12 protein-coding genes are annotated in these 14,641 nt (G+C 60.3%); 4 read left to right on the plus strand and 8 right to left on the minus strand.

The window, feature by feature from the left end; all coding sequences use genetic code 11:
• Position 1: 1 nt before the first annotated feature.
• The 5 genes from ACRQDJ_RS05910 to ACRQDJ_RS05930 are packed head-to-tail and all read right to left on the minus strand — an operon-like array spanning position 2 to position 4,142.
• Positions 2 to 949: a sugar kinase gene (locus ACRQDJ_RS05910; protein WP_087070058.1), complete on the minus strand. Its 948-nt coding sequence runs from the start codon at positions 947 to 949 to the stop codon at positions 2 to 4.
• Positions 946 to 1,614: an L-ribulose-5-phosphate 4-epimerase gene (locus tag ACRQDJ_RS05915; RefSeq protein WP_026429007.1), complete on the minus strand. Its 669-nt coding sequence runs from the start codon at positions 1,612 to 1,614 to the stop codon at positions 946 to 948. Before ACRQDJ_RS05915 ends, ACRQDJ_RS05910 begins: the two co-directional genes overlap by 4 nt.
• An 8-nt stretch (positions 1,615 to 1,622) precedes the next feature.
• Positions 1,623 to 2,507 (minus strand): L-ribulose-5-phosphate 3-epimerase, encoded by an 885-nt coding sequence (locus tag ACRQDJ_RS05920; protein WP_234984425.1) that lies wholly within the window; start codon positions 2,505 to 2,507, stop codon positions 1,623 to 1,625.
• Positions 2,495 to 3,151: a 3-dehydro-L-gulonate-6-phosphate decarboxylase gene (locus tag ACRQDJ_RS05925; protein ID WP_087070059.1), complete on the minus strand. Its 657-nt coding sequence runs from the start codon at positions 3,149 to 3,151 to the stop codon at positions 2,495 to 2,497. Before ACRQDJ_RS05925 ends, ACRQDJ_RS05920 begins: the two co-directional genes overlap by 13 nt.
• A gap of 1 nt (position 3,152) precedes the next feature.
• Entirely contained in the window at positions 3,153 to 4,142 is a 990-nt protein-coding gene (locus tag ACRQDJ_RS05930; protein WP_026429010.1) for a phosphotriesterase family protein, read from the minus strand.
• A gap of 115 nt (positions 4,143 to 4,257) precedes the next feature.
• Between ACRQDJ_RS05930 and ACRQDJ_RS05935 the strand changes: the two genes are divergently transcribed.
• Positions 4,258 to 5,295, plus strand: a complete 1,038-nt coding sequence (locus ACRQDJ_RS05935; RefSeq protein ID WP_244899299.1) for a sugar-binding transcriptional regulator — start codon at positions 4,258 to 4,260, stop codon at positions 5,293 to 5,295.
• On the opposite strand, the gene ACRQDJ_RS05940 is transcribed toward ACRQDJ_RS05935, so the two are convergent.
• Positions 5,292 to 6,071, minus strand: coding sequence for a hypothetical protein (locus tag ACRQDJ_RS05940; protein WP_435711000.1), 780 nt, complete (start codon positions 6,069 to 6,071; stop codon positions 5,292 to 5,294). The two genes, ACRQDJ_RS05935 and ACRQDJ_RS05940, sit on opposite strands and share 4 nt — an antisense overlap.
• Positions 6,072 to 6,269: 198 nt before the next feature.
• Here ACRQDJ_RS05940 and ACRQDJ_RS05945 point away from each other — a divergent pair, with 198 nt between their 5' ends.
• The 3 genes from ACRQDJ_RS05945 to ACRQDJ_RS05955 all read left to right on the plus strand — a co-directional run bounded on the left by ACRQDJ_RS05945 (position 6,270) and on the right by ACRQDJ_RS05955 (position 12,071).
• Positions 6,270 to 9,134 (plus strand): HAD-IC family P-type ATPase, encoded by a 2,865-nt coding sequence (locus ACRQDJ_RS05945; protein ID WP_435717880.1) that lies wholly within the window; start codon positions 6,270 to 6,272, stop codon positions 9,132 to 9,134.
• A 242-nt stretch (positions 9,135 to 9,376) separates the two neighbouring features.
• Positions 9,377 to 10,555 carry an SKG-like transmembrane protein gene (locus tag ACRQDJ_RS05950; protein ID WP_101595628.1) on the plus strand — a complete coding sequence of 393 codons (1,179 nt, stop codon included), beginning with the start codon at positions 9,377 to 9,379 and terminating at the stop codon, positions 10,553 to 10,555.
• A gap of 331 nt (positions 10,556 to 10,886) precedes the next feature.
• Complete coding sequence (locus ACRQDJ_RS05955; RefSeq protein ID WP_180948684.1) at positions 10,887 to 12,071, plus strand: cation diffusion facilitator family transporter; 1,185 nt, start codon at positions 10,887 to 10,889, stop codon at positions 12,069 to 12,071.
• 221 nt (positions 12,072 to 12,292) lie between these two features.
• On the opposite strand, the gene ACRQDJ_RS05960 is transcribed toward ACRQDJ_RS05955, so the two are convergent.
• Entirely contained in the window at positions 12,293 to 14,110 is a 1,818-nt protein-coding gene (locus ACRQDJ_RS05960) for an InlB B-repeat-containing protein (RefSeq protein ID WP_435717881.1), read from the minus strand.
• 121 nt (positions 14,111 to 14,231) lie between these two features.
• A partial coding sequence (locus ACRQDJ_RS05965; RefSeq protein ID WP_435717882.1) for a hypothetical protein occupies positions 14,232 to 14,641 on the minus strand: 410 nt, incomplete at its 5' end.

The following is a 14,641-nucleotide window of genomic DNA, read 5'->3' on the forward strand; positions in this document are numbered from 1 at the left end:
TCTAGCGCAAGATGTCAGAGTTGTCGGCAGTTTCCAGTTCGCCGTGGCTGATACGGGTTAAGTCACCGTGATGTGTTAGCGCGATCTTCGCGGTTCGCATCCCAATCCGTACCCCGGCATCGAGATCGCCATTGAGATAGCCATACAAGGTACCGCCTACGAAGGAATCTCCGGCCCCGGGCCGATCCATCACGGGCACACGTTCCACGTCGTAGACCTTCTCGCCTTCAGCGGTAGAAGAATAGGTGCCGTCCAGTTGATCCGTGGAAACAACCACCGGAACCTCGAGGAATTCGCGCAGGTCGTGGCAAACTTGCGGGCCGCTACCCTTGAGCCCGAAAACCGAGCCAGCATCCCTGCGGGAACAGAACACGATGGAAGACTTCCGGGCAATCGGTTCTAGCACCTTACGTGCCTGGGCGCCGTCCCACAGGAGGGATCTGTAGTTGACGTCAAGCGCTACTTTGATTTTCCGCTCATGGGCCTGATCAACGAAGTAGGTCAATACCTTAGCGGTTTTTTCCGTCAAAGCAGCAGTGATACCGGTGACGAACACCATCTTGGTATCTAGCATGTCATCCCAGTTGACATCGTCGATGTCAATGTCCCGAAATGGGGTGTGTAAACGGTCATAGGTGACCTTGCCGGGTAGCGGCATCTCGCCTGGTTCAAGGAAATAGAGTGCCACCCGCCCTTCTTTCCGCATCACTACGTTAGACAGGTCGATCCCGGCCGAACGGAATTCCGAGAGAACCCTTTCGGAAAGGCCGCTTTCGGGCAGTACCGTACACCAAGCCGTTTTCTTGCCTAGCTGGGCCAGTAATCCGGCAACATTCGCTTCAGAACACGCGGCGGTCATCTTTAATCCCCGGGAGGAAACGAGGTGTTCTCCTTTGGGGCAGGTCAGCCGAATCTGACCTTCACCAATGGTGGTTAATTCGTACTTCATTGTCGAACTCCTAAACTTGCATTCATAGTGCCGTACCGATTTTGGTAACGATCATGATTGGCTAATACTTCCTCAGCTGGCAGATCCTCAATCTGCCCGAGGCCGGTGGCGATCGCGACGGTGCGAGCCACATCCTCTACCATCACAGCAGCTTGTAGCGCCTTGGCAATAGACGAACCAATAGTGAACACGCCATGCTGCTTCATCAATATGGCAGGGGAATCCCCGATGGAACGGATGACCTCCGCTCCGATTTCATCGCTGCCGATTCTGGCATACCCTCCACAAGGAATAGGGCCGCCGAATTCATCCGCGATGGCTGTTAGGCAACAGGGGATGGGTTTCCCTACCGCCGCAAATGCGGTGGCGTAGCGGGAATGAGTATGAATGACCGATTTGACATCCTTTTTGTGTTGGTAGATATAGAGATGTGAGCTCGTATCCGAGGACGGTCCGTGTTCCCCTTCCACTACCCGGCCGTCGGGAGCCACGACCACCATGTCCTTGGGTGTCATGTCTTCGTAGCGCATCCCCGAGGGTTTAATGACGATGTAGCCGGTTTCCTCGTCAATGGCGGAAAGGTTCCCGCCTGTCCAGGCAACCAATCCGTGACGTGGTAGTTCTAAGTTGCCGGCACACACTTCTTCGCGTAATTGCTCGAGCATAGTTACGGTTACGTCCTTTCTGGGGGAATGACGATAATGTTTGATTGCCTCAGGAGCACCTCAAGATATTCGCGTGCGGCGATGCACTTCGCGATTGAGTCCGGAGCGTCGTCGTTCCACATTTCGAGCATGATTCTGCCACTCCAGTTCTGACGCGCGAGTTCTCGGAAGGCTGCCGGGAAATCGACACATCCCTCGCCCAGCGGTATCCGTCGAGGTTGTCCGGGAAGTACGTCTTTGACGTGCAAAGCGACCATGCGCCCTTCCCCCGCTGCCAATTCGCTGGTTGCATCCCCGCCGTGTTCGGCAATGTTGCCGATATCGGGGTAGATGCGCAGCCAGGGCGAGGGCAGCTGCTCGAGAACTTTGACCACGTCAGGTATAGCTGCGAGGTCGTTCCCATCCACATTTTCGATAGCGAGGATAATGCCGCGTTGTTCCGCGTAGGGTAAGGCGAGGGCAAGAGTTTCCAGGTAGCGTTGCGCCGCATCGGGGTCGTGAGGTTCGTAGTAGGCGTAGTAACCCGCCACTTGCACGACCGGAATACCCATGTCCACACAGAAATCAATCGCTTTCCGGTACAGTTCAAGGGCTCGCTGGCGCATCTGCGGGTCTTGTGAACCAGGCATGACTGCCCGATGCGCCGAAAGACAGATGCCCCCTAAACGGATATGGGCCTGCCTTGCTGCTTCCCGCACGTTCTGCCGTTGGCGGTAATCCCACTCGAGGCGCTTCATGCGCTCGACGCTTTCATCGATGGAAAGATCCACGAAGGAAAACCCAGCTTCCCTGGCGTTGCGGAAAAATACACCCCAGTCATCTGTGCTAGGCAAGGCTTTTTCGTAGATTCCCAGGGTGACAGTGGATTCTTTTCGCTGCGTCACGCGTTCCACACCTGCCTTATCTTGGTTTGCAGGGCGGTGGCGGCCGCCAGGGGATCTTCGGCCTGGGTGATAGTGCGACCCGCGATGATGATATCCGGGTATTGCCCCGAGAATGCGTCGAGGTCAGCCACGCTCATCCCTCCGGTGATAGTTACCGTGAAACCGAGTTCCTTCAACTGCGCGATGCGTTCGAAGTCATGAGGTCCCCAGGTGAGTTTCCCCGCGGCTTCCAAGTCACGCGAGCGCTTCACGATGGCGTGTTTCACCCCAATATCCGCCCACTTCCGGGCTTTTTCCAGGGTGTAGTGTTCCTCAGCCAGTTCCACTTGCACCTCGCCGTGGAAACCTTCGGCTACCTTGACCACCTGTTCAATAGTGGTCAGCGATGCACCCGCCACGCAGGACACCCACGACGCTCCCGCCTCGAAGCAATTCCGGGCAATGAGGGAACCCGCTTCCGCGATGCGTACATCGGCCAGAATCGGTTTTTCGGGAAACAAAGCGCGGATTTCTCGCACTGCCCGTAGGCCTTCATTGATAATCAAGATGGTGCCGCACTCGATAATGTCAATCTGGGAGTGCGCTTTTTGCAGGGGCGCCAGCGCGTCTTCCATAGTTAAGGTATCGAGGGCAATTTGCAGTTGTGGCCGCATCTTAGCTGTCCTTACGCATGGTGAAGAAGCGCTGCGCGTTGTACATCAGCAGGTCTTCCACGTAAGCGCGATCAAAACCTTCGTCGAGCATGCGAGGTCCATCCACGGCAGGATTGAAGTCAACCCCTGTCACGGAACCGTAGGCTTTCTGATAGGAGGCCTTACCCGAGTCGGTTCCCAGGATAATCCGCTTGCCGTATCCCAGTTTTCCAAGTTCGCGCAGCTCCATGATCCGGTTGGAATCCGGTTGGTACTTGATTCGGTGAGTGCCGTCAATCTCCAGCCAGGCTCCGGTATCGAGGATTTGCTTCAAATACCACACATCGGCATTGCGCTGGATGTGGCCGATGGCAATCTGGTCCGCCGGCACACCGAGCTTAATGAGCTCCCGAGCCTGTTCAATCCCGCAGGTGCCGTACGTGGTGTGCGTGTTAATCGGTGCACCTGTCTCAATGGAAGCAATAGCGCATGCCCGCATGCACTTGTATTCAAAATCGGTAATCATGCCGTAGGAAGTCGCGACTTTGATACACCCGGCCTTCATCTTGGTGCGTTCCACGATAGGCCCGGAGTAGTCGAAACGGTCGATACCTTCTGTAATGTCTTTAATCAACAGGTCGGCAATCTGGTTGACCGTGTAGCGGCTGACCCAGTGCGAACGGGTCTCGAGGTAGACCTTTTCGCGGTGGAAACCGGTGCAGGCAATCACCTGCAGATTCGGCACCCGGTTATTAACTTCCAGCAACTTCTCCAGGTCACGCCCCGAGTTAGCCGGACACATGTCCACAACCGTGCCGCCGTGAGGACTCCACTTCAGCGAAGCCTCGGCAAAGTATGTTCCTTCTTCGACGGCCTTGTCCACATCCGCCAGCAAATGATCGGGGTCAATGTACACTTCCCCGGCTCCCGTACGAATCAAGTGGTCATGCGCATTTACAACCCCGAGGGTCTCCGGCGCCACATCACCTTTGATTGTGCGTGCGTAACTCATTGCATTCTCCTTTGATTGCAACTGACTACCTCTATCTGAGGCCTGGCATTCAGCGTAGATAGAGTTTGTCAAGCAGAAAAGGAGTATTTTGAACATATGTTCCGTGAATTGATGAATGAGCACCAGATTCACGCCGAATAACGGCGATAATCATCACTCCGAAAGTGGTGCTATCAGCTATGCTGAACATATGTCCAAGGAAGCACATACTATTTATGACCGCGAGCACCTCGAATTACTCCTGGAAGTTTCCAAAAGGTACTACCTTGATAATGCCAAGCAAAGCGACATAGCTGCTGAAATTGGCTACTCTCGAGTGACGGTTTCCCGGTTATTGGCACAGGCTCGCGCGGCCGGGATTGTGAAAATAGAAATTTCCCATCCCTCGGCACGTCTCCTTGGTTTGGAGCAACAGCTACTCGATACCTACCAGCTCAAGGAAGTACGAGTGGTCGCCACCAGCGAAGCGGACACTAAATCTGCCATTGGCTCCGCCGCGGCAGATGTGTTGCTGGCACATTGCAACCCTCGTTCTACCGTGGCAATTTCTAATGGTCGCGCGGTGGCCGCTACGGTAGCGAAACTGCCCCGACGCACCTGGACCTCGTCTTGTGTCGTTCCTATTCTGGGAATGACCGGTTCGGGACTCCCCTTCATAGATAGCCCGGATTTATGCCGAGCCGCCTCGAAGAAACTCGGGGGCAACCACTGGGTTCTTCCCGTACCGCTGGTGTTTGAAACCGAGTTAGCTGCGCAGGCGATGAGCCAGGAACCATCGGTGCATCGCACCTTGGATTTAGCCGCTCGTGCCGATGTGGCATTGGTGGGAGTCGGGGCGGTGTCCATAGCTGGTTCTAGCCCCTTGCTGCGCAAATGGATCACCCATCCGATTCAACGTGAGCTGGCTCGGAAACACGCGGTGGCGCACCTCAACGGGCACTACCTTAACGCCCAGGGAAAGCATGTTGATGTGTCCTTGTGCCGCCGTACCGTGTGCCTCCACCCCTCTAAACTGCGCGATATCCCTTTTGTGGTGGGGGTGGCTTACGGCACGGAAAAGGTTGCCGCTATAGAAGCAGTGCTGGTGGGTGGCTATCTTGACGCCTTGATTACCGACGATTACACCGCTGCGGCTCTCGTTGAAGAGGTCTAACTCGCCGGTGGCTTATCGATCACCGAGCCGTTCACGGAGCGGAAGTCCCAGACGGTGCGGCAGGCCATATTTTCCTCCCGAGCCTGTCCGTCCGGCCCGCGCACTTCCTGAGTGAAATCGGGGCTTTCCACCATGTAATCCACGTATTCGATCACCCCGGTGCGCCGGTTATATCCCACGCTGCCCGCGAGAATGACCCAGTCGCCATCCTGCGCGCAGGTATCCATGAGCTGGGTACCCAGTGAAGGAAGTTTCGTGCCTTGACGCAGTTCCCCCGATACAACCCCGCGCTCATTTTCGGCGCCGTAATCGGCGCTGCGAATCAGGAACCGCATATCGTCCTTCGAAAGCGGCGCCAGGCTCGCCTTATTGGGAGGCTGCCCGTTGATGGTATATTCGAGCACCTTATCCCCGTCATAGCGCTGCACCAGCTCATTGACGCTGAGTCGCGAAGCCCAATCATCCAGGCCAGAGCTGTTATTGGTGCGCAGCACCCCGACCTCGAACTCCGTCATGCCATCGACCGCACGCAGAGCTTCCGCCATGATCGCCTCCCCCGATGCGGGTTCCGCACCGGGCGAGCCAGCCGCAGCAGGCGAGGGCGCTGCATTGCTTGATGACCCCGCCGCGCCCGCCGTTGGGGTAGCGCTTGCCGAACCGGCCGACGGTGCCGGGGTGCTTGCGGCCTGCTGCGGCGTCGTCGTGCTACTACAGGAAGCGAGGGCCGCAACCGCGCAGATTCCCGCGACGCTGCGGAAAATATTCTTTCGTGCCATACCTCATGCTACCGCCGCACGGCGCGTAAGTGTGACGGGCACCGCAACCCGGCGCGCCCGCACCGTTCGAGCACCGCCCACACCGTTGCGCACCGCCCGCGCCGTTGCGTCACCGCCCGCGCCGTCCCAGCCCCATTGCGCCCCGCACCCAAGAAACATTCACCCGCCGTCCAGCTTCCTTGCCTAGAATCGTTTTTTATGAACGACGCCGCACCCGCGCAGCGGGACTTTGACTCGACCGCGCCCGGCCCGGCGCCCACCGCCCCGGCCCCCGCCGCAAGCAAACCCGCGCAACGGGAACCCGAGTCCCTCGCCCTGACCGATCCCGCCACCGACCCCACCACCGGCAACGAGCACGTGCCCGCGAGCGACCCGGCCCTTGGGCTCAGCGCCGCGCAGGCCGCCCAGCTCGCCGCGGAAGGCAAAGCGAATACCCTGCCCGACCGCTCGGGGCGCTCGGCCGCGCAGATTGTGCGCGATAACGTTTTCACCCGTATTAATTTCATGCTCGGGGTGCTGTTTATTGCTGTGATCCTGACCGGTTCGTGGATCAATAGCGCTTTCGGCCTGCTCATTATCGCGAACTCGATTATCGGCATTATTCAGGAGCTGCGCGCCAAGCACACCCTTGATTCCCTGGCCGTCATCGGCGAAGCTCATCCGCGGGTGCGCCGCGAGGGCGAAGTGCGTGAAATCGCGCGCGAAGAGGTGGTGCTGGGCGATATTATCGTGGTCGCGGCCGGCGAGCAGATCGTGGTGGACGGCGTCGTCACCGAAGCCGATTACCTCGAGGTGGATGAATCGCTCCTCACCGGCGAATCCGATTCCATCCACAAGGAACCCGGTGCCGCGATGATGTCCGGCTCTTTCGTGTCCTCCGGCTCGGGTAGCTACCGCGCCACCCGCGTGGGTGCCGAGGCCTACGCCGCCAAACTCACCTCTGCCGCCTCGAAATTCTCACTCGTCGATTCCCAGCTGCAAAACGGCATCGACCGCATCCTTAAAGCCATCACCTGGGTGCTGGTGCCGGTCGGGCTGCTGACCATCTGGGGGCAGATCCGCGTGGTGGGCCTGGACTGGGCCGCCATCGGCGCGCAGTGGCGCGATATCGTGCTGTCCGTGACCGGCGCGCTGGTGCCGATGATTCCCGAAGGCCTGGTGCTCATCACCTCGACCGCTTTCGCGCTGGGCGTGATCCGGCTCGGTCGCCTAAACGTGCTGGTCAACGAGCTGCCCGCCATCGAAGGCCTCGCGCGCGTGGATACCGTCGCCGTGGATAAAACCGGCACCCTCACCGAAAACACCCTGCGGTTCGCGGGACTCGAGTTGGTGCCCGGCGCGGCTTCGAGCAGCGGCTCTGCTTCCGGTTCTGCTTCCGGAGGCGCGAGTTCTTGCAGCGGTTCCGGTTCCGGCACCGTGTGCGAACAGCACGACGCCGCCGCCACTCCCGCCGCGCGCGCTCAGGCCATCGCGCGGGAAGCCCTGGCCCAGCTGGGGGCGGCCGATCCGGCCCCGAACTCCTCCATGGAGGCCATCCAGGAAGCCCTCGGCGCGCCGGCCCAGCCGTGGAAGGTGGCCGAACGCCAGCCTTTCACCTCGGCGAAGAAGTGGTCCGGGGTGAGTTTCGCCAATGGCCAGCACTGGATTATGGGCGCCCCGGATGTGCTCCTTGATCTGGCGGGTACGTGCGGCCCGGCGGGCGCCGTCGCCCCAACTGGCGCCGTCGTTCCGCATGGCAACACCGCAGCAACGAGCGCCATCACTCCCGCGGCCGCTATCAACGCCGCCCGCGAGCGCGCCGCCGCCATTGCCGCCACCGGCCAGCGTGTACTGCTCCTAGCCCGCAGCGATACGCCGGTCACGGCCGCGAACGCGCCCGGCAACATCGAGCCGCTCGCCTTCATTTTGCTCGACCAAAAAATCCGCCCGGACGCCTCCGATACCCTGCGCTATTTCGATTCCCAGGGCGTGGCGGTCAAAGTTATCTCCGGTGATAATGCCGCGGCGGTCGGGGCGGTGACCACGCAGCTCGGCGTCAATGTGGGCACTCCCGTCGACGCGCGCACCATCCCGGAGGCGAGCTTCGCGGAAACTATTAATGAGAATGCCGTGTTCGGGCGCGTGACCCCCGATCAGAAACGCGCTATGGTTGCGGCGCTGCGCGGGGCGGGACACACTGTTGCGATGACGGGCGATGGTGTCAATGACGTGCTTGCCCTCAAGGATGCCGACCTGGGCATCGGCATGGGCTCCGGCACTTCCGCGACCCGCTCGGTCGCGAAAATTGTGCTCCTCGACGATAAATTTGCTTCGTTGCCGCACGTGGTCGGCGAGGGCCGGCGCGTGGTGGGAAATATCGAACGCGTGGCGCGGCTTTTCCTCACCAAAACGGTGTATTCGGCGGTGCTGGCCATCGCGGTGCTGCTGTTCGCGCTACCCTACCCCTTCGTGCCGATTCACGTGACGATCACCGGCTGGTTCACCATCGGCATCCCGGCCTTCCTCCTCTCTCTGCCGCCGAATAACGACGCCGCCCGCCCCGGTTTCGTGCAGCGCGTCATGCGTTTCGGTTTCCCGGCGGGCCTGATTGTCGGGGTTGCGACTTTTATTACTTACGTGATGTTGTACGACGGCGCAGCTAGCTCGGCATATGCGACTCAGGTGTCCACCGCGACTCTTCTAACGATGATTATTGCCTCCTCGTGGGTGCTCGTGGTGGTGGCCCGGCCCTATGTCTGGTGGAAGATTCTGCTGATTTTGCTGCCGCTGCTCGGGTACGGGGTGATTTTCCTCTGGCCGTTCACGCAGCGCATCTTCATGCTGGATTCCTCCAATACCGGGGCGATGGCCCTGGGTACGCTGGTGGGGCTGAGCGGGGCGGCGCTGATTGAAGCGCTGTGGTGGTTCTTGGGGCTGCACTTCGGGGAGCCGGCTCGGCTGTGGCAAAGCGCGGAGCAGCGGGCCGCGCAGCGCACCCAAGCTGAGCTGCGCAAGAAGGCAACGGCGGAGCGGCGCAAGAAGGTGACGGCGGAGCGGCGCACAGCAGCCGCGGGCGCGAAGTAGCGGGTGTTTCTCTGCTGGCCGAAAGGTCCTGAGCTTGGCAAACACGAAACTTGCTTGCCGCTCCCGGCCGCCCTCTGATTGAATGAATGTGGCTTGGCCCGTGTAACCGTGCGCTCCGGTGTATCCCGTAGCGTGCGGAAGGGGCCAGGTACCTGTCATATCGGGGCGTTTTCGCCGGTTACCGTGCGTGTTTATCGCGCGGGGTTACCGCGCACCGCTCCCGCGCATCGTTAGGATTTATCGTGAGCGAAGAAGACGCAACCCGTTCGCCGCAGGGCGGCGAACCCACCCGAGCTTTCCCTCCGCACGGCTCCGAGAACACCACTCCCGGCACGGGCAGCGCGCCCGAAGCCGCCGGCGCAGCTGATGCTGCCAGCGCGCCCACCCAAGCTTTTTCCACGCCCAGCTCACCTTCGGGCGATTACCCCACTCAGGCCTACGGTGCACCTACCGCCGCTTATCCCGGTCAGGGCCAGTATGGCGCCGCCGGGCAGGGCGGGCAGTACGGAGCCGGACAACCCGGGCAAGCCGGGCACTACGGCGGCCCCGCATATCCGGGAGCTCAGGCCGGCGCCGGCACCGGCACCCAGTATCCCGGCCAGGCTGGCCAAGGCAATCACTACGGCAGCCAGGCTGGTTACCCGCAGCGGGGTAATTATCCGGGTCAGGCCCCGCAATACGGTTCCGGCCAGGGCGGGCAGTACGGCGGCCCGGGCTATCCCGGCGGGCAATATGGCGGCGCCGGCTACCCGGGCGGCTCGGGCAATCAGTACCCCGGCGCAGGTGGCCCGAACGGACCTGGCGGCCCGAATGGTCCGCGCGGGAGTTATCCGGTCGGCTACGGTCAGCAGCCCAAGCAGAGCAAAACCGGCCTGTTTGTTGGTATCGGCGTGGGAATCATCGCGTTGATCGCTCTAGTTGTTGGCCTTATTTTCTTCCTCAACCGGGATAAGGCCAGCGATGATGCGCAGCCCGATCCCAGCTCGGTTCCTTCGGTTAGCGCACCCGCCACCCCGGACGCCACGGCCGCTCCGGAAACCAGCAAGGCACCCATCCTTGATTCGCCTACCACGCCCGCCCCCGCACCCTCCGGTGACTCGGGCGGCTCAACAGGTAAGGACGGCAAAGAAGGGCTGACCTACACCTACCCGCCGGAAAAAATCGCAGCGCTCTTCGATACCTTCCTCAAGGACCCGAGCTTCACCGCAGCATTTGGTAAACCTGCGCGTGACGACGTCGGCACCTGCATCGGCAATGCCGCACAGGGCAAGCTATCCGACCAGTTCATCGATGTCATCGAACGCGCCAGCAAGGGCGACATCATGGCCGGCAACGAAATTGAGGACCCCAAGTTCATGACTGACCTGCTCAACTTCATCCTCGTCATGGACTCCTGCGGAATAGATATCACAATGCAGTAGGGGCGTCGCCCTCATCAGCACCCCCGTGGGCCTATTGCGCATTCATTCACCCGGGCGCCGATTCCTTTCACGGAATTAGCGCCCGGGTGCTTTGCATTCTGGCCCGGGCCGCTACCTCGCCGCCGCGGCTCGCTGGCCCAACCGGCTGGCTCCGCCCGCCGCCTCGCCGGACTTGCTCACCGTCCCGGACTTTCTCACCTCCCCGGCCCACATCACTGCATATTATGCGCGTGGCCACATAGGCGTCGTCGTACATGCCCTGCATCACAGGCCGTACCCTGCCGAAAACACGGGCGGGCAGGTACACTCAGAGCCCCAAGGAGGTTATGTTATGCATAATAATAATTATTATCATTGTGAGCACGGCGACCACGCCGGCGGGCAATGCACCTGCGCTCAGCGCAGTTCTGGCGCCTCCGCCGCATCGGCGTCGGAGGAGAGCACGCCATCCGAGGAGGATGGCGAATCATTTAGCGTGGCCGGCCAAAACGGCGAAAATGGCGAAGTTAGCGAGGATGGCGACAACGCGCACCTATGCCACCTGGCTCGTACGCCCACCGCGGTAGCTCCCGCTGCCGGTCATGATCATGCCAGCGGCCATGAGCACGGGCCCGGGCATGTGCACGGCGCCGGGGCGCAACGCGGGCGCATCGCCTGGGCGCTCGGTATTACTTTCTCGATTCTGATCGCCGAGGTGATCGGGGCGTTCTGGCTCGGCTCGCTGGCCCTCCTTGTGGATGCCGGCCATATGCTCACCGATAGCGCCGGCCTGGTCATGGCGCTGGTGGCCGCTCACCTCACCACCAAACCCGCAACCAACCGCCGCACCTGGGGTTATGCTCGGGCGGAGATTATTTCCGCGTGCTTGCAGGCGACGCTGCTCCTCGGCGTGGGTATTTTCGTGATCATCGAAGCGATCAAACGCCTGACCGACCCGCCGGAGATGCCGGCTGCGCCGCTGCTGATTTTCGGCATTATCGGCCTGCTGGGCAATATCGCTTCCATGCTGATCCTCTTCACCGGGCGCGGCGCCAGCCTCAATATGAAGGCCGCCTTCCTGGAAGTTTGCAATGACGCGCTCGGTTCGGTTGCGGTGATCGTGGCGGCGGCGTCGATCTACTTCACCGGCTGGGGCGGCGCGGACGCGATTGCCGCGATCCTCATCGGAATTCTTATTATTCCGCGTGCGCTGCGGATTCTGTCCACTGCGCTCAACGTGTTGATGGAGGCGACGCCGCAGGGCCTGGACCTGGACGAAGTGCGCCAGCATATGGAGAATCTGCCGCACGTGATTCGGGTGCATGATATGCATGCGACGACGGTCGCCACCGGGCTGCCGGTGCTCAGCGCCCACGTGGTGGTTGAGGATGAGTGCTTCTTCGACGGGCACGCCCCGCGGATCCTCGATCAGCTCCAGCAGTGCGTCGCCGAGCATTTCCCGGTCAAGGTGGAGCATTCCACTTTCCAGCTGGAGCCGGCCGAGCATAGCAAATGTGAGTACGTGCCGCATGGGTAGAGAGTGGCGCTAAGCGCGGGCGGTGAGTAAGCACTGGGCCGCGAGCATCTATACCGCGAGCGTGACCGAAAGCAACCGCAGACCGCTGATAAGAACCGCAGACACGTGTGGGGGCACCCCAATCGGAGGTGCCCCCACACGTGTTTTTGCTAGTGCCTTAGCGGGATAGCGAGCCGGCAGAATAACCGGCAGAATAGAGCACCGGCAATTAGCAAGCAGCCCTAAGAATTCTTGCGGCGAGTAGCCACGAGGGCTCCGCCTGCCAGAACAAGCATGCCACCCAGAGCGAAGGGCGCCGCCGCATCACTACCGGTATGGGCGAGGGAACGGCTGCCCGCCTTGGCTACCGTGCCCTGCTTGCCGGGGGTAGCGGTCGCACCGGTTGTGCCGGGCTGGCTGGGTTCACCAGGAGTTCCGGGAGTTTCAGGCGTGCTGGGCGTCGTACCCGATGCCTGCCCAGGCTGACCGGGGTCACCAGGCTGGCCCGGGTTGCCCGGCTGACCCGGAGTTCCAGGCTCACCCGGCTCCGGAGTTTCCGTTCCAGGCTCAGGCGCAGGTTCCGGTGCCGGCTCGGGCTTCGGCTTGACGGTCAGCTTCGCTGTCCGAGTTACCGTGGCACCCTTCTCATCGGTCACCGTGAAGCTCAAATCATAGGTTCCCGGGGTATTCGGGTCATAGGCATTATCCGGGCTGGGCACCGCGGTGCCGCTGGAGGACACCACCATATCCGCGGGATCGAAAGGATCACCCACGGTGATGGTCATATCCTTGAGGCTCAGCTCCGGAGCAGCTTCGATGATGACCCAAGGTTGCTTGACAACTAGCTGCGCCGTCGCCGTACGTTTCACACCCTGCTCGTTCGTCACCGTAAAGGTGAGAGTGTAGGTACCGGGAGTCTTCGGATCGTATACGTTATCCGGGCTGGGCACGGCCGTGCCGCTGGAAGAAACCACCATATCCACCGGATCGAAAGGCTCACCGGCCTTGATTTCCACGTTCTTGAGCGTGAGCTCCGGGGCGGGAATGAGCGGGGTCCAACGCTTCTTGACGATCAGCTTCGCGGTGCGAGTAACCGTGCCGCCCTTGCTGTCCTTCGCCGTGAAAGTGATGGGGTATTCGCCAGCAACAGCATTGTCATAATCGCCCGCGGGCGTGACAGAGCCACCGTTGGCCGGATCGGTCAGATCCTTGCCGGCAAAATCCGTGGCGGAGACGACCATATCCGAAGGAGTGAATGCCTCACCCTCCCAAATCTCGATGTTCTTCACCTCGAGGGCCGGCTCCTTGGCCCACGCCGCGGTCAGATTGACCACGTTTTGCCGGCGGTATCCCAGCAGCCGGTTCGGGTCAATTTCGTCGAAACGGTAAGGTTTATCCACTGTGTACACGTTGTACTTGTAGGGCGGCTCGACGGCCGGAATATTGAGAGTGCTCTTCCCAATCCACCCGAGGAAGGTGTAACCCTCGCGCACCGGGTCCGTGGGCTTCTGCACGGTGCCGTGCGGGGTGATGAACATGCTGTAGAACGAGCCATCCTGGGCCTGATGCAGCGGATCGGTCGGAATCTTATCGGTCCAGGTACCGCCGTTGAGGTCATAGGTGGCGTAATTGAACTGTTCGTAGGAGATCTGCTGGAAGTAAATATTTTCGGTCGGTTTCACGTCCTTCACGTGGTACGTGAGGACGGCGTCCTTCCCGATCCCGGTCACGCTCTGCTCGAGGTTATCGGGGTAAAGCAGATCCGAGCCCGTGCTGGTAATCTTCCAGCCCGGCTGCATAACGATCTGACCGTTGAGCACCCAGCCCGCCGGAATTCGCTTGTAGTTGTAACGCTTGGCCGGGTCGCTCGGATAGGTAATACTTTCCGAAGGGTTATCTGGATTGTGAGCGGTGAACTCAAATTTTTGTATCTTCTCACCGATCACGTAGTTAAAATCAACAGACTGAGGCGCCGCCTCCGCCCGCAGGGGTTGCCCAACGACGACCATCGCAATAGCAGCGATCACCGCCAGCACCCTCGAAAGGTTTCGCGTGAGCATGTGGTGTGTCCTTACCTTAGATGAGTGATGAGTAAACTCAACTCAAGTAAATCACAATTGGAGAGTTAATTCTTAAGGTATTCAGCGTTTGCGCAGGTCACGACTGTGTGATTGATCATTTTCACAAAAGTTTTATGTTGATTTTACGCCGCGCAGTTTTACGTAACATAAATAATATTTTGCAGATTTTTGGAGCGCTTGCGTTTATGGCGCAGTTTCGTGCGGTACGACGGCGCAGCTGCGGCGACGGCGCAGCTTCGGCCAGCAATGTCACTTCGGCCGACGGCGCAGCTACCGGCCGGGGAAGCTGGGCACCGGGGAATGCCTCAGGATGCAAATTGGGGACCATCGGAGTCGCGTAGTGCAAATCCAGAGCAGAAATCCGGCCAAAATAGTGCGTAGATTTGCACCCTGTTGTGGGCTCGCTGTTGAAGCTTGGGTTAATAGACAAAAAGTGGGTCTTATATCCGGGGTTTGCCCCGCCATAGCAACGAAAAGTCGGCCTTATTGAGGTCGAGCACCTCAATAAGC

The organism is Actinotignum urematis, from assembly GCF_051264595.1.
Taxonomy (GTDB): domain Bacteria; phylum Actinomycetota; class Actinomycetes; order Actinomycetales; family Actinomycetaceae; genus Actinotignum; species Actinotignum timonense_A.